Source organism: Nocardia sp. NPDC004718 (assembly GCF_053601535.1).
Map to the genome: position 1 here is coordinate 19,453 of NZ_JBSGCA010000034.1, position 20,392 is coordinate 39,844.

The 20,392-nt window shown below is 68.7% G+C and carries 17 protein-coding genes; 10 read left to right on the forward strand and 7 right to left on the reverse strand.

Annotated features, from left to right (window positions below; genetic code table 11):
- Positions 1-79 precede the first annotated feature (79 nt).
- From ACWEH3_RS24130 to ACWEH3_RS24145, 4 genes are all read right to left on the reverse strand, one after another.
- Entirely contained in the window at positions 80-1,120 is a 1,041-nt protein-coding gene (locus ACWEH3_RS24130) for an AraC family transcriptional regulator (protein ID WP_450019607.1), read from the reverse strand.
- Between the two features lie 168 nt (positions 1,121-1,288).
- Entirely contained in the window at positions 1,289-1,474 is a 186-nt protein-coding gene (locus ACWEH3_RS24135) for a hypothetical protein (RefSeq protein ID WP_450019605.1), read from the reverse strand.
- 80 nt (positions 1,475-1,554) lie between these two features.
- Positions 1,555-2,733 carry an RNA polymerase sigma factor gene (locus ACWEH3_RS24140; RefSeq protein WP_450019654.1) on the reverse strand — a complete coding sequence of 393 codons (1,179 nt, stop codon included), beginning with the start codon at positions 2,731-2,733 and terminating at the stop codon, positions 1,555-1,557.
- On the reverse strand, positions 2,619-3,212 hold the full coding sequence (locus tag ACWEH3_RS24145) for a YciI family protein (RefSeq protein WP_450019603.1): 594 nt from the start codon (positions 3,210-3,212) through the stop codon (positions 2,619-2,621). Before ACWEH3_RS24145 ends, ACWEH3_RS24140 begins: the two co-directional genes overlap by 115 nt.
- A gap of 155 nt (positions 3,213-3,367) precedes the next feature.
- On the opposite strand from ACWEH3_RS24145, the gene ACWEH3_RS24150 reads away from it, so the two are divergent.
- Positions 3,368-4,543: a serine hydrolase domain-containing protein gene (locus tag ACWEH3_RS24150; protein ID WP_450019601.1), complete on the forward strand. Its 1,176-nt coding sequence runs from the start codon at positions 3,368-3,370 to the stop codon at positions 4,541-4,543.
- A gap of 54 nt (positions 4,544-4,597) precedes the next feature.
- Here the strand turns inward: ACWEH3_RS24150 and ACWEH3_RS24155 are convergent, their stop codons facing one another.
- Both ACWEH3_RS24155 and ACWEH3_RS24160 read right to left on the reverse strand, forming a co-directional pair.
- Positions 4,598-4,870, reverse strand: coding sequence for a hypothetical protein (locus tag ACWEH3_RS24155; RefSeq protein WP_450019599.1), 273 nt, complete (start codon positions 4,868-4,870; stop codon positions 4,598-4,600).
- Positions 4,871-5,052: 182 nt separating this feature from the next.
- Positions 5,053-8,238, reverse strand: coding sequence for a carboxyl transferase domain-containing protein (locus ACWEH3_RS24160; RefSeq protein ID WP_450019597.1), 3,186 nt, complete (start codon positions 8,236-8,238; stop codon positions 5,053-5,055).
- Positions 8,239-8,293: 55 nt separating this feature from the next.
- Between ACWEH3_RS24160 and ACWEH3_RS24165 the strand changes: the two genes are divergently transcribed.
- The 9 genes from ACWEH3_RS24165 (at position 8,294) to ACWEH3_RS24205 (ending at position 18,308) form a co-directional block, all read left to right on the forward strand.
- The gene (locus ACWEH3_RS24165) at positions 8,294-8,902 is read left to right on the forward strand and encodes a TetR/AcrR family transcriptional regulator (RefSeq protein ID WP_450019595.1); all 609 of its coding nucleotides are present in this window, start codon (positions 8,294-8,296) and stop codon (positions 8,900-8,902) included.
- A 234-nt stretch (positions 8,903-9,136) separates the two neighbouring features.
- The gene (locus ACWEH3_RS24170; RefSeq protein WP_450019593.1) at positions 9,137-9,784 is read left to right on the forward strand and encodes a TetR/AcrR family transcriptional regulator; all 648 of its coding nucleotides are present in this window, start codon (positions 9,137-9,139) and stop codon (positions 9,782-9,784) included.
- A gap of 181 nt (positions 9,785-9,965) precedes the next feature.
- Complete coding sequence (locus ACWEH3_RS24175; protein ID WP_450019591.1) at positions 9,966-10,448, forward strand: nuclear transport factor 2 family protein; 483 nt, start codon at positions 9,966-9,968, stop codon at positions 10,446-10,448.
- A gap of 372 nt (positions 10,449-10,820) precedes the next feature.
- Positions 10,821-10,973 (forward strand): hypothetical protein, encoded by a 153-nt coding sequence (locus ACWEH3_RS24180; RefSeq protein WP_450019589.1) that lies wholly within the window; start codon positions 10,821-10,823, stop codon positions 10,971-10,973.
- 260 nt (positions 10,974-11,233) lie between these two features.
- Positions 11,234-12,703, forward strand: a complete 1,470-nt coding sequence (locus tag ACWEH3_RS24185; protein ID WP_450019587.1) for an NAD(P)/FAD-dependent oxidoreductase — start codon at positions 11,234-11,236, stop codon at positions 12,701-12,703.
- Positions 12,704-12,753: 50 nt separating this feature from the next.
- Positions 12,754-14,460, forward strand: coding sequence for a 3-deoxy-7-phosphoheptulonate synthase (locus ACWEH3_RS24190; RefSeq protein ID WP_450019585.1), 1,707 nt, complete (start codon positions 12,754-12,756; stop codon positions 14,458-14,460).
- Positions 14,461-15,162: 702 nt separating this feature from the next.
- A complete protein-coding gene (locus ACWEH3_RS24195) occupies positions 15,163-17,490 on the forward strand; it encodes a nitrate- and nitrite sensing domain-containing protein (protein ID WP_450019583.1) in 2,328 nt (775 codons plus the stop codon).
- 30 nt (positions 17,491-17,520) lie between these two features.
- A complete protein-coding gene (locus tag ACWEH3_RS24200) occupies positions 17,521-17,937 on the forward strand; it encodes a roadblock/LC7 domain-containing protein (RefSeq protein WP_355075196.1) in 417 nt (138 codons plus the stop codon).
- Positions 17,934-18,308 carry a DUF742 domain-containing protein gene (locus ACWEH3_RS24205; protein ID WP_450019581.1) on the forward strand — a complete coding sequence of 125 codons (375 nt, stop codon included), beginning with the start codon at positions 17,934-17,936 and terminating at the stop codon, positions 18,306-18,308. The genes ACWEH3_RS24200 and ACWEH3_RS24205 overlap by 4 nt, the downstream gene beginning before the upstream one ends.
- 17 nt (positions 18,309-18,325) lie before the next feature.
- Here the strand turns inward: ACWEH3_RS24205 and ACWEH3_RS24210 are convergent, their stop codons facing one another.
- Positions 18,326-20,281, reverse strand: a complete 1,956-nt coding sequence (locus tag ACWEH3_RS24210; RefSeq protein ID WP_450019579.1) for a GMC family oxidoreductase N-terminal domain-containing protein — start codon at positions 20,279-20,281, stop codon at positions 18,326-18,328.
- Positions 20,282-20,392 lie beyond the last annotated feature (111 nt).

Here is a 20,392-nt window from a genome sequence, read left to right on the forward strand (position 1 = left end):
GATAGCCGACGGTCTGCCCGCACCCGCGAGAGGTGGCACCCCGCGCCGGATGATCCGCACGAGGGCAGCCGCTCGTCGCTCAGACCAGCTCGGGCGACCGATGCGAGCGCCGCCCCCGCGTGCGAAACGTTTGCGGAGGACAGCCCTGCCAACGACGGAAGGCCCGGATGAAGGACGCCGCCTCCGCATAGCCCAGCCGCGCGGCGACCTGTTCGGTGGTCATGTCGGTGTGCGCGAGCAGCACCTCCGACATGGTCTGGCGTACCTCGTCCAGCAGCGCCCGGAACGAGGTGCCCTCCTCGTTCAGCCGCCGCGACAGGGTGCGCGAGCTCATGAACAGCCCGAGAGCGACCGTCGCCTGATCGGGGATCTCGCCCGGAGTGCGAACGAGGCGGTCGCGCACCGACGCCGCGACGCCGGTGCGTGACCGGCGCCGGTCCAGCAGGTCGCGGCACAGTTGTCCGCAGTTGTCCCGCGCGGCGGCGTTCGCCGGTGGCAGCGGCCGGTCCAGCACACCGCGGTCGAAGACCACCGCGCTCGTCGGCGCACCGAAAACCGGCGCCACACCGAAGACGTCGCGGTACCGCTTGATGTCGCGCGGACCGGCGTGCCGGAAACCGACCCGCCGCACCGGTACGCCGACGGCGAACAATTCGCGATCGAAGGCGGGCAATCCGGCCAGGGACGCTTCGGCGAAGAATGCCCGCATCTCGGGTGGGATGTCGGCGTCGTCGAACACCAGCCGCGCTTCGCCGTCGGCTTCCTCGATAGCCAGTCGCCCGAACGGCACTGTGCGACCGATATAGCGCGACCCCACCTCGATCAGCTCACGCAGCGTCCGGCTGCCCAGCAGCGCGAGACCCCACGGCCAGCGCGACCGCAGATCGTGCCGGACCGCCGCCGCGAGACCGAGTCCCGGCTCGTCGCCGAACCGGCCGAGCACCGTCTGCACCACCAGCAGTTCGTCCTGCGCGGTGATCTCGGCTGCGGGGTCGCCCAGTTCGGCGGGCGTCAGCGTGGTACCGGCCAGGCACTCGGCGGGCGCCATGCCTCGCTCTGCGGCGATGCGTACGAGCGCACGCACGCCTGCGGTGCTGCGGAGGGGATCCGGATCGACCATGACTCGCGTCCTCGATGAAGCGGTACTGCGCGGTATCGGCGCAATGTATCAATCGGGTGTCGTGCGCATCGGCGGTTCGCCGAAATGTCGTCACGGCAGCCGCTGGCAGCCAGCTGTTTTCGTCGCCGGACCGGGAGCCGTGTCCGGTGTCGCGTGAGTTCGGCGCCATCAATCCCGCACGGTGATACCGATGGAACGCGCGAAGGCGGGCGCGAGATCCATCAGCTGCGGACTGCTGATCGTCGCCCCACGCAGGCTGTCGAGCCCGTCGGCGACATCGAGTGCCGTCGCGCCGCGCAGGTCCAAGGCGGTGAGATACCGCGCGTAGGGCAGGTCGTCGAGTTCGCGCGCCATGCACTCCTCCAGTTCGTCACGAAGATCGGTCGGCGACGAGTATTCCGGTGCGCAACGACGAGTTCGGCCGCCGATCGAGGTCAGTCGCCCCTCGACTCCAGCCGGGCGGCGCGGGACAGCAGGTAGCGCTGCTGCGGAATGCTCGTCGTCCGCTCCGCGGCGGCCAGATAGGCCCCGCGGGCGCCGGCGATGTCGCCGAGCATCTCCAGCAGGTGTCCGCGCACGGCGGGCAACCGGTGGTCGCCGGCGAGACGCTCGCCGAGATCGTCGGCCAGTTTCAGCCCCGCCGCGGGTCCCACCGCCATCGCCACCGCGACCGCGTGGTTCAGCGCGACCATCGGATTGTCGGCCGCCGTCAGCAGGCGTTCGTAGAGCAGGGCGATCTGCGGCCAGTCCGTCGCGGCGTAACTGGGCGCCTCGTCGTGTAGTGCGGCGATCGCGGCTTGCAACTGATAGGGCCCCGGAATCCCCCGTGGCAGTGCGGCGGTGACCAGTGCGATTCCCTCGGCGATCGCGCCCGCGTCCCATCGGCTCCGGTCCTGTTCCTCCATCGGAATCAGCTCGCCGCCGGAGCCGGTGCGTGCGGCCCGACGGGCGTCGGTGAGCAGCATCAGCGCCAGCAGTCCCGCCACTTCGTCGTCCTCGGGCAGCAGGCGGTGCACGAGGCGGGTGAGCCGGATCGCCTCGGCCGACAACTCGACCCGGTGCAGGTGGGGGCCGGAGGTGGCGGCGTAGCCCTCGGTGAAGATCAGATACAGCACGTGTAGCACGGCGGCCAGCCGGTCGGCGCGGTCGGCCGCGGACGGCGGGGCGAACGGCACGCCGCTGCGTGCGATGGTGCGCTTCGCCCGGCCGATGCGTTTCGCCATGGTGGGTTCCGGAACCAGGAAGCACCGGGCGATCTCCGCGGTGGTGAGGCCGCCGACCGCGCGCAGCGTCAGCGCGACCTGGGAGGACGGCGACAGCGCGGGGTGACAGCACAGGAACAGCAGGATCAGGGTGTCGTCGGCGTCGCTGGGCTGCCGGTCGGCGGGCGGCGTCAGCCAGTCCTCCGGCAGCGCCCAGCGGGCCACGGTCTGTTCGCGTTGCCTGCGGGCCTGCTCGGCCCGCAGCAGATCGGTGAGCCTGCGCGACGCGACGGTGATCAGCCAGGCCAGCGGTTTGGCCGGGACACCGTCGGCGGGCCACTGCGTCGCCGCGGCGAGCAACGCCTCCTGCACCGCGTCCTCCGCGGTGTCGAAGTGCCCGTACTTGCGCACGAGCGCGGCGAGGACCTGCGGCGCCAACGAGCGCAGCAGGTCCGTCGCCACCGGATCGGGCATGGTCGGCCGAATTCGGGAGCGGCTTCGGCGATCGGGCGCACGTCGGCGTAGACCGATTGGAGCACGTGCGCGGGAGCTGGGCACTTGTTGAGTTCGGACGCGATCTCGGTGGCGCGGTCGAAGCTCTCGCATTCCACGATCCAGAATCCCGCGAGCACTTCCTGGGTCTCGGCGTAGGGGCCGTCGGTGACGAACGGCTTTCCGTCCTTGATGCCAAGCCGCCTGGTGTGTACCGGCTCCGCCAGTCCCCGGGTCTCCACGAGTTCGCCCGATTCCTCGAGCTTCTTGTTGAACTCGGTCATGAACTGGGTCAGTGCCGCGAACTCCTCGGCCGTCCACGCGGGCTTGCCCGTGTCCTTGCCGACCATGCCGTCGTAGTCCCGCTGAGAGGCGTAGCTCAGGATCATGTATTTCATGGCGATTCCTCTGGGTCGTCGGCGCCCCGGTGGCGCCGCTCGTCTGGAACGTCGGAGCCGCTGACCATTCTCGGACATCGCGGTGGGAAAAACTTCTCGATGGTGGTCACCAGGCCGGATGCCCTGCTCGGCCGCGTCGTGACATGCTGTCCCGCATGATCATCGAGGGAACGGCCGCCGCCGGCTACGAGGCCGTGCGGGAGGCGTTCGCGGCCAATTTCACCGAGCAGGGCGACATCGGCGCCGCGGTCTGCGTGTACCTGGACGGGCGGCCGGTGGTCGATCTGTGGGGCGGAACGGCCGATCCCGATACCGGGCGACCGTGGCAGCGCGACACCTTGCAGCTGGTCTATTCGGCGACGAAAGGCGTCGTCGCCACCATCGCGCACCTGCTCGCGCAACGGGGCGAACTCGATCTCGACGCTCCGGTGGCGCGCTACTGGCCGGAATTCGCGGCGGCGGGTAAGGCCGACATCCCGGTGCGCTGGCTGCTGACGCACCAAGCGGGCCTTGCGGCGCTGGACAAGCCCGTCGAACTGGGAGACGCACTGGCCTGGACGCCGATGGTGGACGCGCTGGCCGCGCAAGCGCCGAATTGGCCCCCCGGCACCGCGTTCGGATATCACGGGCGCACCTACGGCTGGCTGGTCGGCGAAGTGATCCGCCGCGTGTCCGGTCGCACGCCCGGCCGGTTTCTCGCCGAGGAGATCGCGGGTCCGCTCGATATCGACTTCTTCATCGGCCTGCCACCGTCCGAGCAGACCCGGGTCAGCCGGTTGGTCTTCGCGCCCGCGCCCGACTTGACCGCGGTGCCCGAGGACGCCGTTCCCGAGTCGCTGCGTCCGCTGCTCGCGGCGATGCGTGATCCGCAGGCCCTGGTCAATCGCGCTTTCCAGATCACCGATCCGGCGGACATCGACTTCAATTCACCGGCCGTCCAAGCCGCGGAACTGCCCGCGAGCAACGGCATCGGCACCGCCCGCGGCCTGGCGCGTCTGTACGCGGCGCTCGTCGGCGAGGTCGAGGGCGCGCGCCTGCTCACCGCCGGCACTCTCGCCGCTGCCGGCCGGGAACAGGTCGCGGGCACCGATCATGTGCTGATGCTGCCCGGCCGTTATGCCTCGGGGTACATGCTGCCCACCGCGGAACTGCCACTGGGCGGAGCCGCCTCGTTCGGCCATCCGGGCCGCGGCGGCAGTCTCGCGTTCGCCGATCCCGAACGCCGTCTCGCCTTCGCCTACGTCACCAACCACATCGTCGAAGGCGCGCTCGATCTGCGCGCCCGCAACCTGGTCGACGCGCTGAACGGCGTGCACGCGAGCGTTCGCTGAGCGTTCGCTCCGACCCGACGCGCGCAGGCTCACCCGGTCACCGGGTGCGGCGGTTCAACGCACGGTCACGTGCACGTCGACGAGTCCGGCGAGCCGGTCGGCGATCCGCGTGGTCGTCGTGTCGTCACCGCCGAGTGCCACGCGCACCCGCGCCGTGCCGGTCGCTGGATCGGTGGTCACGGTCAACTCGTGCACGGTGCCGCCGAATCGGCGTGTCACCAGCGCCAGCCGTACCAAGGTGCCGGACGCGTCATCGACGAGCAGGTCGAGAATCGCGCACGCTGACGCCGGGCGATCAAGGAAGAAGCCGCGCCCGGAACGACACATCGGCTGGTTCCGGCAGGTCTCTCTGCCGTGGATGTGTCGCGGGCGTTGCCCGGCTCGCCGGTCCTCGATCCCGTGGTGAGGACGGACTGTCCTGGCACGGCGCCTGATGGGGCGCGCGTGCGGATCATGATCTCAACCCGGAGCGCGTGGCGGGTGGCGCCGGATCCCCGGCTGCCGTACGGTCAGCGCAGAGTACGGATCCAGCGGCGCGTATCGGCCGGATCGATGACGTCGTCGACTTCCAGAACGGTGGCGGCGGTGAGAGCCTTGCCGTTGGCGTAGGCGAGCTGGACCAGGTTGTCGAACGCCTGCTGCCGCTCGCCCGGATCCTCGATGGCGGCCAGCTCTTTCTCGAACCCGAGGCGGACCGCGCCCTCCAGGCCCATGCCGCCGATCTCGCCGGTCGGCCAGGCGATGACGAACCGGGGAGCGCGGAACGAGCCCGCCGCCATCGCCTGAGCGCCCAGACCGTAGCCCTTGCGCACGATCACGGTGCCCAGCGGCACCGACAGCGCAGCGGAGTCGATGAACAGGCGGCTGAACTTCGTCACCGTGGCGTCCTTCTCCGCGTCGGGGCCCACCATGAAGCCCGGTGTGTCGCAGAAGGAGACGATCGGCAAGCCGTGCTCGTCACACAGACGTAGGAACATGCTGAGCTTGTCGGCGGCCGGAGCATCGATCGCCCCGCCGTGATGGTGGCAATCGTTGGCGATCAAACCGAACGGCCGTCCTTCGACCCGGATCAGTGCGGTGATGATCCCGGCCGCCCAGTCGCGGCGCAGCTCCAGCACCGACCCGACATCCGCGACGGCCTCGATCGCGGCACGAATATCGAACGCACGCAGGCGATTCTCCGGAACAACGTGCCGCGCCAGCCGTGGGTCCGGCGCGGTCCATTCCTCGATGTCGCCTTGGAAGTAGGCGAGATAGCGCCGCGCGGTGGCGACCGCCTCCGCCTCGTCCGCGGCCACGATGTGTACGACGCCGTTGCGACGCTGCACCTCGACGGGGCCGATGTCCTCCGGCGCGTAGACGCCCAGGCCGCCGCCCTCGATCATGGCGGGGCCGCCCATGCCGATATTCGCGTCGGGAGTGGCGATCACGACATCGCACATGCCGAGCAGCGCCGCGTTGCCCGCGAAGCAGCGTCCGGACACGATGCCGATCAGCGGAACCCTGCCCGAGAGTGCGCCCATCGCGCGGAAGGTGGTGACGTCCAGACCGGAGATGCCGGGATAGTCGGTGTCGCCCGGTCTGCCGCCGCCGCCCTCGGTGAAGAAGATCACCGGAAGCCGTTGTTCGCGTGCGAGTTCCAGCATGCGGTCGGTCTTGACGTGGTTGCGCATCCCTTGGGTGCCCGCCAGCACCGTGTAGTCGTAGGACAGCACCACCGCGCGCGAGCGGCCGGGACCGAATCGCTCGGCGCCGACGGTGGCCACGCCCGCGATCAGGCCGTCCGCGGGCGTGTTCGCGATCAGGTCCTCCGGACTGCGACGCAGGCGCTGGGCGGCCACCGCGAGCGCGCCGTACTCCACGAAGCTGTCCGCGTCGACGAGGTCGGTGATGTTCTCCCTGGCGGTGCGCCGCCCGAGCCGATGCCGTTTGGCGACCGCCTCCGGCCGTGCTTCGTCGAGCACTCCCCGTCGGCGGGCGTGGACTTCGGCGAGGTCGGCGCGCACCGAGTCCAGGTCGACCGCGGTGTGATCCGCGACCGCGCCCTCGTGCTCGGCGGGGACAAAGGTCAGCAGCGGCGCGTGCGAATCGACGACCGCGCCGACCGCCGCCACGTGGCGGCACACGCGCAGGTCCTGCTCGGCGCGCACCACGTGCTGCATCTTCATCGCTTCCAGCACCGCGACCTCGCCGCCCGCCGCGACCACGACGCCGGGCTCGGTGAGCGCGACCACCGTGCCACCCATGGGCGACCGCACCGCCTCCTCGTCGTCGTCCAGCGTCACTTCGGCGGCCGCGATCTCTTCCCGGTCGGGCGCAGCGGGCACAACGACAGCGAAATCATCCGCCCGCCGGACCAATTCGTCGACGTTCCGCTCGAACCACGTGGTCGGCACGACGCGGCCCTCCGACAGATCCGTCAAGATCGCGCGCAGCACGGCGATATTGGTGTCGACCCCGGTCACGACGGTCTCGGCCAGCGCGTCGGCACACCGGCGCAGCGCGGCCGGATAGGACGGTCCGCAGGCGATGACCTTGGCCAGTAACGAGTCGAAGCGCGCGTCCTGCCGCATACCGGTGAACGCGGCGGTGTCGACCCGTACGCCGACTCCGGTCGGTGGCGCGAAGCGCGTCAACGTGCCGGTGCCGGGCAGCACGTCGCCGCCCGCGGTGACGGTTTCGGCGTTCAGGCGCGCCTGCACCGCGTAACCGCGCGCGGAACCGGGGTCGGGGAGCGCGAGATCGGCCAGCGTGGCGCCGCGGGCGAGATCGCATTGCACCGCCACCAGATCAATTCCCAGAACCGCTTCGGTGACGGTGTGCTCGACCTGCAGCCGCGGGTTGACCTCGAGAAACCACGCCTCGTCGCCGCGCGCCAGGAATTCGACGGTGAGGACACCGCGGCAGCCGACGGATTCGGCGAGCCGGACCGCCCAGCGATGCAACCGCTCGCGCAACCCGGCCGACAATTCGGGTGCGGGCGCGACCTCGAGCAGTTTCTGCTGCCTGCGCTGCACGCTGCAATCGCGGTCGCCGACCGCCGCCGCCACGGCTCCGTCGGTGACGATCTGGACCTCGATGTGCCGAGCGCCGGTGATCAGCGCCTCCGCGTAGACCGCGTCGTCACCGAATCCGGCCAGCGCCTCCGCGCGGCAGCGTTCGAACACCTCCGGGAGGCGGGCCGCGTCGCGCACCGCACGCATACCGCGCCCGCCACCGCCCGCCGCGGCCTTCACCATCACCCCGTCGGGATGCGCGGTGAGCAGTGCCCGCACCTCGGCGATGTCCGCGCCGCGGCGGCTCGCCGGGATCACCGGGACACCCGCGCGCTCGGCCGCCGCGCGTGCCGCGGTCTTGTCGCCGAAGATTTCGAGCGCTTCGGGCGACGGACCGACGAACACGAGTTCGGCCGCCGCACACGCCTTCGCGAATTCGGCGCTCTCGCTGAGGAATCCGTAGCCGGGGTGCACCAACGCGCCGGGCCCCGCCTTTCTCGCCGCCGTGACGACGGCCGTGACATCGAGGTAGGCGGAGGCTCCCACGCCGGGCAATGGCACGGCATCGTCGGCCAGCCGGACGTGCAGCGCGTCTCGTTCCTCGGCGGTGTGCACCGCGAGGGTTCGCCAACCCCGTTCCCGGGCGGTGCGCAACACGCGGACCGCTACTTCTCCCCTGTTCGCCACGAAGACCTGCATGCCGCCCAGTCTCGTTGACGTTGACGTCAACGTCAACATGGGTCATCATATCGGCGTGACCCAGTCCACCTGGTCGGTGCGCGCGGCGCGGGAGCGCTCACACACCTCCCGGCACCGTGATCTGCTCGACGCAGCGACCCGCGTGTTCGCCGAGCGCGGCTACGACAACACCACCGTCGCCGCCATCACCGCCGAGGCCGGCGTCTCCCGTGCGACGATGTACGTGTACTTCGCCTCCAAGGAGGAGATCTTCCTCGCACTGGCCGAGCGGGTGCGCGACGACTTCCTCGCCGCGCAGGAGCCGGGCATCGAAGACGACGATCCGCGAAATATGTTGCGCGCCACCATCGAATCCTTCGCCACCGCGGTCACCGCAGCGGGACCTCTGCTGCGCCTGATCGATGAGCGCGGGTCCGTGGATCCCAAAGTGGCGGCGCTGTCCGAGGAGATCACCGAACGGCCGATCCGCCGCTTCACCCGGTATCTCCAGCGTCAACTCGACGCGGGCCGCATCACCCCGGTGGCGACGCCGCGGGTGATCGCGGAAACGATCGGCTACACCCTCACCGCGGGCGTCCTCGCGCGTCGGACCGCCGACGAATCCAGCCGTGCGGAGTATCGCGAGGCTATGGGAAAGGTCGCGGAAACCCTGCTCGGCCTGTAGCCCGTCACCGCCTGACCTGCGTCATTCCTTCCCTGCTGAACAGGTCGTCGGTCCTGACTCTCCTTGATCAGGTCGGGGATACTCCATCACCAGCGACGCCGTGACTGCCGGAACTCACCGGTGCCGCCGTGCGCCGGGTCTCCTGGTCACGGGCTCGAGCCGAAACAAGCGAAGCTTTGTACCAGCTGGTTCAATCTAATATTCCGCTTGTACTAGACTGCGGGAGTGGTACCAGTGACATCGCAAGCCGGACAGGCGGCTTCGCGCGGGCGGATCGACAAACGGCAGGCGATCCTGGACGCGGCGTTCGTGGTCTTCGCACGCCGCGGTTACGCGCAGGCGTGCGTGCAGGAGATCGCCGAGGCGGCAGGCGTCGCCAAGCCGACCATCTACAACCACCTCAACGACAAGGAAACCCTGTTCCGGCACACGCTGGCGGCCGCGGGCGACGCGGTGCTGGCCGAGAACCTGTCGGTGGTGGAACGGTTGCGCAACCCCGGCCCCGACTTGCGCGCCACGCTGGAGGACCTGGCGTACCGGCTGATCCGGGTCTGCTGCTCCGAGCGATCCCGGTCGCTGCGGTGGCTGACCTACGGGCAGGTCGCCCAGTTCCCCGACCTGATCGACATCGTGGTCAGCCGCACGTCCGGCCAACTGGCCGAGGCGCTGGCAGATCGGCTGGCGCGCCTGTCGCTGTCCGGCCGCTTGCGCGCGTGCGACCCGGCCACCGCCGCGGAACAGTTCCTCGCGCTGATCACCGGCCCGATGGAGGGCCGCTCACGGCTGGGCACCCGCAAGGTCTCCACCACCGAGATGCACGCGGTCGCCACGACGGGGGTCGACACCTTCCTGCGCGCCTACGAAGCGCCGGAAAACCCGTGAGCCCGTAGCCTTTCCGCTTCGACACGGCATCCCCCTCCACCGTCGACGCGCAGGAGCGCACCGCACAGCCGCCGCACCTGGGCGAGAGCCGCAGCGCACCCGCGAAGTTCTGCTGCTGCCGAATTCGACACCCGTACGATTCGCCGCGCGATACCTTGTCGCCGGGCGAGAAAGGACCGACGTGACCGGCTCCCCCGAAGATCTGCTCGCGACCATCGAAGCCGAGCGGGCGATCTACCGCACGTTTTATCACTTCTTCCGACTCGCGGACACCGGGGAGAGCGAACGTTTCGTCGAATGTTTCACACCGGACGCGCTGATCGAGTACCGGATCATGCCCGGCCCGGTGGTGCGCTTCCACGGACGCGACGAGTTCACCGCGTACATGAGCCGCGCGCCGAAATCCCAGCGCGCCATGGTGGCGCATGTCGCCGGGCAGGCCACCATCGAGTGGACCGAGGACGGCCCGCTGCTCACCGCCTACGCCACGGTATGGCATTGGTTCACCACCAGGGAATTCGCCGCCACCAACCGCCCCGCGGACTGGACCACTATCGGCCTGGTGCGGGACAGATACGAGAAATTCGACGGCGAGTGGCTGATATCCCACCGCGACGTACGGCCGGTCGCGGGCCGGGTCGCCGCCGGACGCGGCCCGGCCTAAACTCGCCCCTTCTCGCTCATCTCCCGGCGCTTCGCCGCTTTCACGCGACGCATCACCGACTTCCGTGATCGCGAGCGCCCGTTCCTGGATGACTCGGCGGTCCTGGATGCCGTTCGCGCCCTCTGGCGGCTCGGCGCACGCCACCGAGTTCGCCCACCGGAGTGTCACAACCACCGACACCGGGAAATTCTCAACCGCGCAGGTCAGCAGGGTCGGCAAATCGGCCGCGCCACAACGTCATCCACCCGCCCTGACCGATCGCCGGGAGTTGGCCGAAGCCGAGACCCGGTCACCAGTACGGTAACTCTGGGTGAACGGTTCGTGCAGCGCGAGGGTCCGCCGTATCCTTGGATGCGTTGGGAAAGAGGGGTGATGACCGAACGACATATGTCATCGTCTCCTACCCCTGACGTCCACATTTTGCGCCGCGACCGCATAGCGCTGGCGAAATACTTCCTCCCCGCAACGGTTTCCATAGACGATGTGATGTCGGCCATCTTCGGCATCACACCTCATGCCCGGTGACGACAGTCCATCGGCAAGGTCCCCTGCGGGCATCTTGGCAACCCTTCAGTAACCCACGGACGGATAGACCGATGGTTGCCAAATAGCTTGTGACTATTGAGGTTTGGCTATCAATTGCTACAATCGAACCGTGCACCGTTAGTTTAGCTAATCAGTGGCAAAACTCGATCCGGACGCGTCGAAGACCGCGGCTCGCCCGGAGATTTTCCACCACTGAGGCGGGCACACGATCCGTTGTCGGCAGTTCCAGGGAGTTCGCTATGGACAATCCGCATGTTCTGGTCATCGGTGGCGGCCCAGCCGGGTCCACCACCGCAGCCCTGCTCGCGAAATCGGGGGTCCGGGTGACCCTCCTGGAACGAGATAAGTTCCCGCGCTACCACATCGGCGAGAGCCTGTTGGCTTCGGTCCTGTCGACCTTGCGCGTCTCCGGCGCCTACGACGCGGTGGCCGCCCACGGCTTCCAGATCAAACGAGGTGGCCACTTCCAGTGGCAGGACGACAACTGGTTGCTGGACTGGTCCAAGCTCGTGGACGCCGAGGCCTGGTCCTGGCAGGTCCAGCGCGACGTCTTCGACGAACTGCTGCTGCGCAACGCCGCCGAGCAGGGTGCGCAGGTGATCGAGCAGGCCACGGTCACCAACGTCCTGTTCGAGGGCGACCGGCCGACGGCCGTGGAATGGACCGTCGACGGTGACGACGAAGTGCACACCACCGAGATCGACTTCCTCGTCGACGCCTCCGGCCGCGCAGGCGTGCTGGCCAAACACCAGGTCGTCGATCGTCAGCAGCATCCCGCCTTCCGCAACGTCGCCGTGTGGTCGTATTGGGAAGGCGCACACCTACATCCGGACAGCCCGGAGGGCGCGATCAACGTCGTCTCCACGCCGGAGGGCGGCTGGTTCTGGAATATTCCGCTTTCGAACGGCCGCCACAGCGTCGGCTATGTCGTCTCGGCGCGCAAAGCGGCTCCGAAACTCCGCGAACTCGGCCGTGAGGCGTACTACGCACAGACCATCGCCGACAGCGCGGCGATGGGCAAGTTGCTCGTCGGCGCGCGGCAGGTCGCGGGGGTCAAGGCGGAGCAGGACTACTCCTACACCTCCGACCGGTTCAGCGGTCCGGGCTGGGTGGTCGTCGGCGACGCGGCCTGCTTCCTCGATCCGCTGTTGTCCAGCGGCGTGCATCTCGCGACATACTCCGGCCTGGTCGCCGCGGCGGCGATCGCGACGATCCTGCGCGGGGAACTGAGCGAGTCCGACGCGCTGGCCTTCTACGAGGACGCCTATCGCCGGGCCTACACGCGATTCCTTGTCCTGGTGTCGCGGATGTACGAGCAGTATGTGGGCTCGGAGGAGTATTTCGCGCACGCGGGCACCTTGACCACCGGGCACAGCGGCGACACGAAGCAGGCTCAGTTCACCGAGATCATGGCCGGCCTGACCGACATGGACGAGTCCTCGGGCGTGCAACAGCGCGCCGCGACCGCGACCATCATCTCCGCGGCCGAAGGTCTGCACGCCGAGTCGGCGAACCTCGAGTACATGGGCCACCTCGACATGTCCGTCGTGTGGGATCACTGGCGCGATCCGTTGGCGGACACGACGACGGGCCAGTTGCGCATCACGACCGAACCGGTGCTCGGCCTCACCGATCGGCCGCGGACCGAAGCGGAGATCGCCGCCGTGGCTCGTCCCGTTCTTCCACCGACGGCCGCCACCACCCTTTAGCGCCGGTACCGGCACGGATTTCTCGTGACAGGCACTGCACGGAGCCGGCCGTGACGATCACGCACACCGGCCCCGAACCACCGGATGATCACCCGCCCGGTGGTTCGGGATTGCGCACCCACGACGAGATCGGGCGATTCGACCACCCGCTGACCAGGATGCTGCTGGCGAGTAACGGATTCACCACCCCCGCGCTGGCGGCGATACTTCGCACCGACCTGCACGTGCGGGTATTGCGTCAGGACGACATCGCGGCCGGTCGGCTGCCTGCCACGGTCACCGACGCTTTGGACGTATCCGGTTCCGATCGCGTCATCGTCCGCCGCTCCTGCCTGGTCAACGCCGACTTGGTCACCGCATCCATCAATTACGTCGTCGCGCTGCGCGCGGGCGCGGCCGCTTCCGGTGTGGACGATGTGCGGGTGCCGATCGGGACCGGCCTCATCTCCCGGGGCGTATCCCAGCGGCGCCATCTCCTGCGGACCGGCGTGATGCGGTGGCCGGACGGTCGCCTCTGCGCGGCACGGGCATACGTCATGACGCTCGGGGATCGGCCGCTCTGCTACATCCGGGAGTCGTTCAATCCGGACGTCATCCCACCCGACCACACCGCCACGGCCGGTGCTGATCCGCCTTGGGCCGACGAACCGGAACCCGCGCGGCCGGGGTCGTTCCAGGTGGCGAGCCGACTGATCGAGCCGCACGAATTCCTGGGTGGCGCACACCGGGGTGCGGACTCCGCAGCGCCACCCATCCGCCTGCGGCGATCGCGGCCCGGTCCTGTCCAACCCCACGAATGCGAGGTCCTCACCGCGGATTTGGCGAAGGCAGCACGGGGAGATGGTTTCGTCCTGCATCTCGGTGGCCGCGACGACGCCTCTGCTGGAGACGACACCAGAACGGTCGCCGCGCGCAGGGCACTGACGTACGCGGCGGCCGCGGTCATGACGCATGGGCTGGGAGCGGCGACCGTCACCATCGAACGAGCGCCCGGACGACACCGCGGCGACCTCCGCGCCGCCGCGGCGCTCGACGAGTGGCCCGCCGACCGCCTGCCGATCACGCTGTGCGTGAACATTTTGCGCCGCGCCGCCGATCGGTCGCACGATCCGGTGCGACGCGACCTGCTCCGCGCGGTGAGCGGGCTGTTGCCCGTCGCCGCCATCGCACCGCCGGGCGCCAGTGAACTGCACAATTGGCTACCGCTGCTGCGCATCTCCCGCGAACCGGCATTCCCACCCGGCCCGGGTCCCGCCGAACGATGGTGGGATCGCTCGGCACACCTATTGTGGCTCTGCGATCGGACGGGAACCCTGGCCCGCGACCGAATGCGGGTCGCCATCCATGCCGGTAACCCTGTCGCGGTAGCACTCGGCCCCGCAACCACCCCGGACGACATCGAGTTCCTCTGTCGCACATTGAATCCGCGAAAAGAGCCGGGGCGGCTCACACTGGTCCCCCGTCTCGGTGTCGCCCGTACCCTCGATACGCTTCCGTCCTTGTTCGCCGCGGCCGCCGCGTGTGAGACACCGATCTGCTGGGTGTGCGATCCGATGCCGCCCACGCGCATGTCGCACGGCGGCGGCGACTTCGGTGCCGACGATGTCGTCGACGTGATTCGCGCGTTCTTCCACACGTGCCGGACGACCGGCACCGTTCCCGGCGGCCTGCATCTCGAATGCGGCCCCGATCCCGTCGAAACGCTTCATCGCGTCATCGCCGCGCTCGAACTGCGGGCCGCCTGGTCACCGCGATGACACGAACTTCCGCGCGGCGCCGACGGTACGGTAACGAGAGCCACGCCACCGCTGGAATGTTCGCCGGGCACCCGGCGGCGCTCCGGGACTTCGCACGAACAGCGCGGGTCGCGGCGCCGAGCGTTGGTGTGGCGATCGAGCGACGAATTTATTGCCAGCAGCGGGAATCGGATATCGAAGTCGGCGCTATATCATCACCCGGTTCCGTGGACATTGGGCTGCGTTCTCGGTGTCGGGTTCGATGCCACGGAGCCGATCACCCATATCGCACAGGAGGACAGCTGAGGAGTCGAGCGCGCTGTCCATATACGACCAGAACCATCGGTAAGTTAGCGATAGATGTTCGCTCTGGTTCTCGCAGCTGCGGATCGGCTACGCCATACCGCCGAGTAGCACGAGTAGTAGTCCATACGAGCACGTTTACGGTCGACGATCACGCGCGGTGCCCGTTGCACCCTTAGCTCGAGCGCTCGAATTTCGGAATAATTGCGGTTCACTTATTGGCCGCAGCGAATCCGTGTGATTCGCGATCGAACCGCTACACTTTCGTTATTCTTCGGAACGGGTACAGGTGAGGTGCCGCCCGGGTCGGGCGGGGCCGTGTCAGAGGGTAGGCATTTTCCAGCCGTGAGCAAGTGGTCAGAGCTGCGCGAATCCGCTGTGGGAGTGGTTCGGTCGAGCCGGCGTGACGTCCGTGGTCGAGTGAGTGTCCGGGTACGCCTGCTGGCGATCGTGCTCATATCGAGCGTCACGCTACTCGTCATCGGCGTGGGCGCGGCCGGCTATCTGGTGCGATCCGCCCAGGCGGCCAAGGAATGGGCGGAGCTGGCCAGCAGCACGACGGCGCCGGCCATCCTCATGGTCCAGGCGTTCCAGGAGGAGCGCCGCTTGTCGCTGTTGTCCCTGGCCGGTGACGCCGAAGTCGCTCGCGGGCTCGCCGCCGCACGCCAGCGTTCGGACGCGGCGCTGGCGGGGGTGATGGCGAAAGGCGATGCCGCCCGCAAACTGAATCCCGGCGGGTCCGCCTCCGATATCGAAGGCTACAACAAGCTGTTCGCGATGGTTCCGACGGTGCGCGGCGGGGTCGATACCCGGCAGGCCGCGCCGAACGAGGTTTTCGAAGTCTTCAGCGGGGTCATCGGCACGATCATCGCCGCGTCGACCCTCGCCGCCCGGGTGGCGCCGGAAGCCGACATCGCCATGGAACTGAACTACGGCGTCGAGCCCCTACGCGCGGCCGAAGCCTTGTCGATGGCGGACACCTTGGGCGCGGTGGCGCTGACCGTCGGCGAGAACACTCCCGCGCAATTGACCGAATTCAGCCGGTTGGTCGGTGAATTCCGCGGTGAGGTCGCCTACTCCGGCCGCGTGCTGAAGGACGCGCGACTCGCCCAGCTGCGGGAGATCACCGCCGGACCGGCCTATCAGAAGCTGATCGCGATGCAGGACGCGGTGCTGGTGCGTGGGCCGGTGGAGGCGGGCTCCGACTCCGACGAGTCCACCGGCACCGGTAGGAGCCAGAGCGGCCGCTCGGCCGCCAGGACCATGTCGTCGTTGCCCATGGGTGTCGCGGCCTGGCAAGAGGCCTCCGGCCAGGTCTCGGCGGCCCTGCTGAAGCTTTGGGACGACCAGAGCCGCGACGCGCACCAGATCGCGCGCGAGCGAGGCGATGAAACCGCGCGGCAGTCCATGCTCGGTGGGGCGGGGGTGCTGTTGGTCGCGACCATCGCCTTCCTCGCGGCGTTGATCATGGCCAATCGCTTCATCGGGCGAATGCGGCGATTGCGGCGCGACACACTGGAACTGGCGGACCAGCAGCTGCCCGATCTCATGGGCAGGCTCGGCCGAGGCGAAAGCATCGATTCCGAGTCCGAGCTGGCGCGACTGGATTTCGGTTCCGACGAATTGGGCCAGGTGGCCGACGCCTTCAATCGCGCCCATGTCGCGGCCGTGTCCGCCGCGGTCGCGGAGGCGAAGACCCGAACGGGCGTCAACGCGGTGTTCCTCAACATCGCCCATCGCAGCCAGGTCGTGGTGCACCGCCAGTTGGCGCTGCTCGACCAGGCCGAGCGCAAGGAGGAGAACGCCGACCAGCTCGAGCTGCTGTTCCAGCTCGACCACCTGGCGACGCGGGCCCGGCGCAACGCCGAGAACCTCATCATCCTCGGTGGCGAGAAACCGGGTAGACGGTGGCGCAAGCCGGTTCCACTGATCGATCTGGTCCGCGCCGCCGTCGCCGAAAGTCTCGACTACGCCAGGATCCAGACCGGCCGGCTGCCGGAACTCCAGGTGTCGAGCAACGCCGTCGCCGACCTGATCCACCTGATGGCCGAGCTGATGGACAACGCGACAGCCTTCTCACCCCCGCAGGCGCGGGTCGAGGTGTCCGGCGTCGTAGTCGGACGCGGCGTCGCGGTCGAGATCATCGACCAGGGCCTGGGCATGTCGGAGGCCGACTTCGCCGCGCGCAACGAACTGCTGTCCAACCCTCCGGATTTCAGTGTGGTGACCTTGTCCGGCGACACCAGGCTCGGATTGTTCGTCGTCGCGAAACTGGCTCACCGGCACGGTGTCTCGGTACGTCTGGGCGAGTCGGTCTACGGCGGTGTGCGTGCGGTGGTGCTCATTCCGAGCGCACTCCTGCGGTCGGATACGTCGCCGCGCGAGCAGAGTGACGGCGACTCCATCGAGCCCGTGCGGCCGACGGCGCCGGACGACCTCCCGCCCCGGCCGGCGCCTGCACCGGGCCGATCGGCATGGTTCACCCCCGCCTCCGAGCAACAGGCCCAGGCACCGATCCCGCACAGCGACGACCGTGGCTTCGACACCGCCGCCACACCACATCCCGGTCCGCCCGCGGACGCCAGGCCGCCGCTCCCACGCCGCCGCCGTCAATCTCCCAAGGAGCAGGAGCAGACGGCGCCCGCCGCCCCGATCCGACAGCGGACCGCCGATGAAGCACGCAATCTGATGAGTGCCATCGAGAACGGCACCCGCCAGGGACGCCGGAAGCGTCCCGACTTCGATTAGTCCGCAATCCCCCCTCCGCAGAAGGCGACGATGACTACTTCCCAGGGAACCGGCCTCGGTTGGCTGCTCGACGAGCTGGTCACCGGATTGGTCGGAGCGAAATCCGCGGTGCTGCTGTCTTCCGACGGGCTGCTGATCGGCCATTCGGCCCAACTGGACAAGGCCGACGCCGAGCGGTTCTGCGCGATGGCATCGGCACTGCACAGCCTATCCCGCAGCGTCGGCCACCATTTCGACGCCGGCGGCGTCTGCCAGACCGTGGTGGAACTCGACCACGCCGTGCTGTTCGTCACCACGGCCGGAACCAACGCCTGCCTGGCACTGCTGGCGTCCGAGACCGCCGATATGGGTATGGTGGCCTACGAAATGAATCAGACGGTGCAGCGAGTCGGAACACATCTGTCGGTCGACACGCGCCCGCACCCGCCCGCTTCGACACAGCCATGAGTTATCAGCACGATCCCTGGTACGAGGAAGACGCCGGTCCGATGGTCCGGCTCTTCGCCATCACCCGCGGCCGGGGTCGTGCCGTGCGCCGGGAACTCAACTTGGTCACCCTGGTGGTCGATGGCGCGCCGGGCACCGCACTGCGGCGCACCGAACCGGAATATGACGCCATCGTGCAGCTTTGCCGCACCCCGCAGTCGGTAGCGGAGGTGTCCGCGCGACTGAACCTGCCGCTGACGATGACGAAGGTCCTCATCGGCGACCTGCTCGACGACGGCAGGCTGATCTACCGGTCGGCGGAGCCCACGGCCGGGTCGGAATCGGATCTCGGCCTCCTGCGCGCGGTGCTCGACGGCATCCGCGCGCTCTGACCCGGCCCGGCCGGTATTCAGCTCAACCGCGCGACAAGCCTTTTCGCGTTCATGTAGGCGATCGCCTCGATCGAGACCATGGGGTTGACGCCCGACGCGGTGGGGAAGCTGGAGGCGTCGGCGACGACGATGTTCGCAACCTCCCACGTGGCGCCGTCCGGGTTGGTGGCCGAGGTTTCCGCTGAGCCGCCCATCCGCGCCGAACCCATGATGTGCAGTGCGCCCAGGGAGCATTGCCCCGGTCCGTACCCGGCCGCCCGGCACGCGGCGGCGAAATCGGCGTGCGAGCCGCGGCGGCCCGGTTCGTAGGAGACGCCCGCTTGGTGCCCGGAGAAGATGCGCTGCGCACCCGCTGCTTCCAGAATGCTCGCCGCCCCCTCGAACCCGGTGTGCAAATGGGCGGCATCGTAGTCCGACAACCGGTAGTTCACGATCGGCTCACCGCCGCGGTCGACGGACACCGTGCCCGAATCGCGGTCGCGTGTGATGATGCCGATCGCGTTCGAACGCGCGAAATCGAGCATGGTGGTCCGATGGTTCTCGGCGCCGCGCCAGCTCATGAACCCGGTGGCGAGACCGGGGTGGATCGGGCCGGTTTCGTAGATCACGCCGTAGCCGTTGCCGTCCAAGTCGCTGTGTTCGCGGCAGATCCGGGTCTGCAAGCCGCCCTCCCACGGCCGGATCTCTTCCTCGAACACCCCGAACACCGCGGCCGCCGGGTGCAGGCGCAGATGGCGGCCGATGTTCTGGTTGCGCAGCCCGGAGCGCCGCAGCAACGCCGGAGTCTGGATCGCACCGGCCGCCACCACCACCGCACGAGCGCGCACCTCGATCGCCACGCCGTCGGAAGTGATCGCCGAAACGCCTTCCGCGCGACCATTTCGCACACTGATCCGCCGCACGTCGGCGTCCACGACCAGTCGCGCGCCCCGATCCGCCGCATCGGCGAGCCAGGTCTTGGTCACCGACTGCTTGGCGCCCAAGCGGCAGCCGTAACCGCATCGGCCGCACTCCACACCGGCATCGCAGGCATCGGTCACGTTGCGCGGCAACGTGTCCACCTCCCAGCCCAGCGCGCGGGCGCCGCGCTCGAGAACGCCGTCGCGAGCCGACAGCACCGACCGCCGATCGGTGACACCGAGCCGCCGCCGCACCACGTCGAGCGCGTCGCCGAATTCGTCCTCGGCGAACTGGGCGGCGCCCAGCGCGGCCCACTCCGCCCGAACATCCTCCGGCGTAGCCAAAGACGTACTCCAGTTGACGACCGTCCCACCCCCCAGGCACGTGCCCGCGACGAGGGTGATCTGACCGTCGGCGGTGCCCGGCGGCCCCGGTGCGTACAGGTGTTGTAACCCGTCCAGCTCGCCCGTGCCGAAATCGCGGTCGTCGTAGTAGTTTCCGCGTTCCAGCACCACGACGTCCAGGCCCGCTTCGGCCAGTACCGCGGCGGCCACCCCACCTCCGGCGCCGGAACCGACGATCACTACATCACAGTCGAATTCGGTCGTTTCGGTGCAGCGCAGCGGTGTCAACACGGGCGCGGGCGCCGTGGTCAGCGGACCGGCCGGGGCCGGATACCCGATCTCTTTCCACAGCGGATTGACTCCCGCCGGGCCGGGAGTGATGTTGTAGGACAGCAGCGACGCTTGTTTGAGCGCCCCGAAGATCACCCGCACGGATTCGAAGCGCGAATCGGCCAGCCGCAGCAGTGCCCGTTCCCGTTCCTCCTGCGACAGGCGGGAGAAGCGCCGGAGACCGCTGCCGGTGAGCAGGCCGGTCAGCCGGGAATCCCACAGGTTCAGCAGCGTGGCCAGTTGCTTCTTCTCCGCCTCGCGCGGATTGCGCCCCAGCAGTTGGAAGACGGTGTCAACGGCTCCGAGCGCGCTCGCCGACGGCAGCGTCAACCCGTCGCCGGGGTTGAACGTGTCGCAGATGACGTTCATCGCCGCGCGTTGCCTTGCTGTTGGTTCCATGTCGAAAAGTCCCCTTCGTTTCGCCAGTGAGTTCTATCACACGACATGAACAACCACTAACTAAAGACTCGTTTGCCCTGGTGATCCGGATCTGTCGGAAAGAATGAATGG

Coding starts and splice junctions, on each gene's coding strand:
- ACWEH3_RS24130 (WP_450019607.1), bottom strand. CDS start 1,120: ATGGTCGATCCGGATCCCCTCCGCAGCACCGCAGGCGTGCGTGCGCTC.
- ACWEH3_RS24135 (WP_450019605.1), bottom strand. CDS start 1,474: ATGGCGCGCGAACTCGACGACCTGCCCTACGCGCGGTATCTCACCGCC.
- ACWEH3_RS24145 (WP_450019603.1), bottom strand. CDS start 3,212: ATGAAATACATGATCCTGAGCTACGCCTCTCAGCGGGACTACGACGGC.
- ACWEH3_RS24150 (WP_450019601.1), top strand. CDS start 3,368: ATGATCATCGAGGGAACGGCCGCCGCCGGCTACGAGGCCGTGCGGGAG.
- ACWEH3_RS24155 (WP_450019599.1), bottom strand. CDS start 4,870: ATGTGTCGTTCCGGGCGCGGCTTCTTCCTTGATCGCCCGGCGTCAGCG.
- ACWEH3_RS24160 (WP_450019597.1), bottom strand. CDS start 8,238: ATGCAGGTCTTCGTGGCGAACAGGGGAGAAGTAGCGGTCCGCGTGTTG.
- ACWEH3_RS24180 (WP_450019589.1), top strand. CDS start 10,821: ATGACCGAACGACATATGTCATCGTCTCCTACCCCTGACGTCCACATT.
- ACWEH3_RS24185 (WP_450019587.1), top strand. CDS start 11,234: ATGGACAATCCGCATGTTCTGGTCATCGGTGGCGGCCCAGCCGGGTCC.
- ACWEH3_RS24200 (WP_355075196.1), top strand. CDS start 17,521: ATGACTACTTCCCAGGGAACCGGCCTCGGTTGGCTGCTCGACGAGCTG.
- ACWEH3_RS24205 (WP_450019581.1), top strand. CDS start 17,934: ATGAGTTATCAGCACGATCCCTGGTACGAGGAAGACGCCGGTCCGATG.
- ACWEH3_RS24210 (WP_450019579.1), bottom strand. CDS start 20,281: ATGGAACCAACAGCAAGGCAACGCGCGGCGATGAACGTCATCTGCGAC.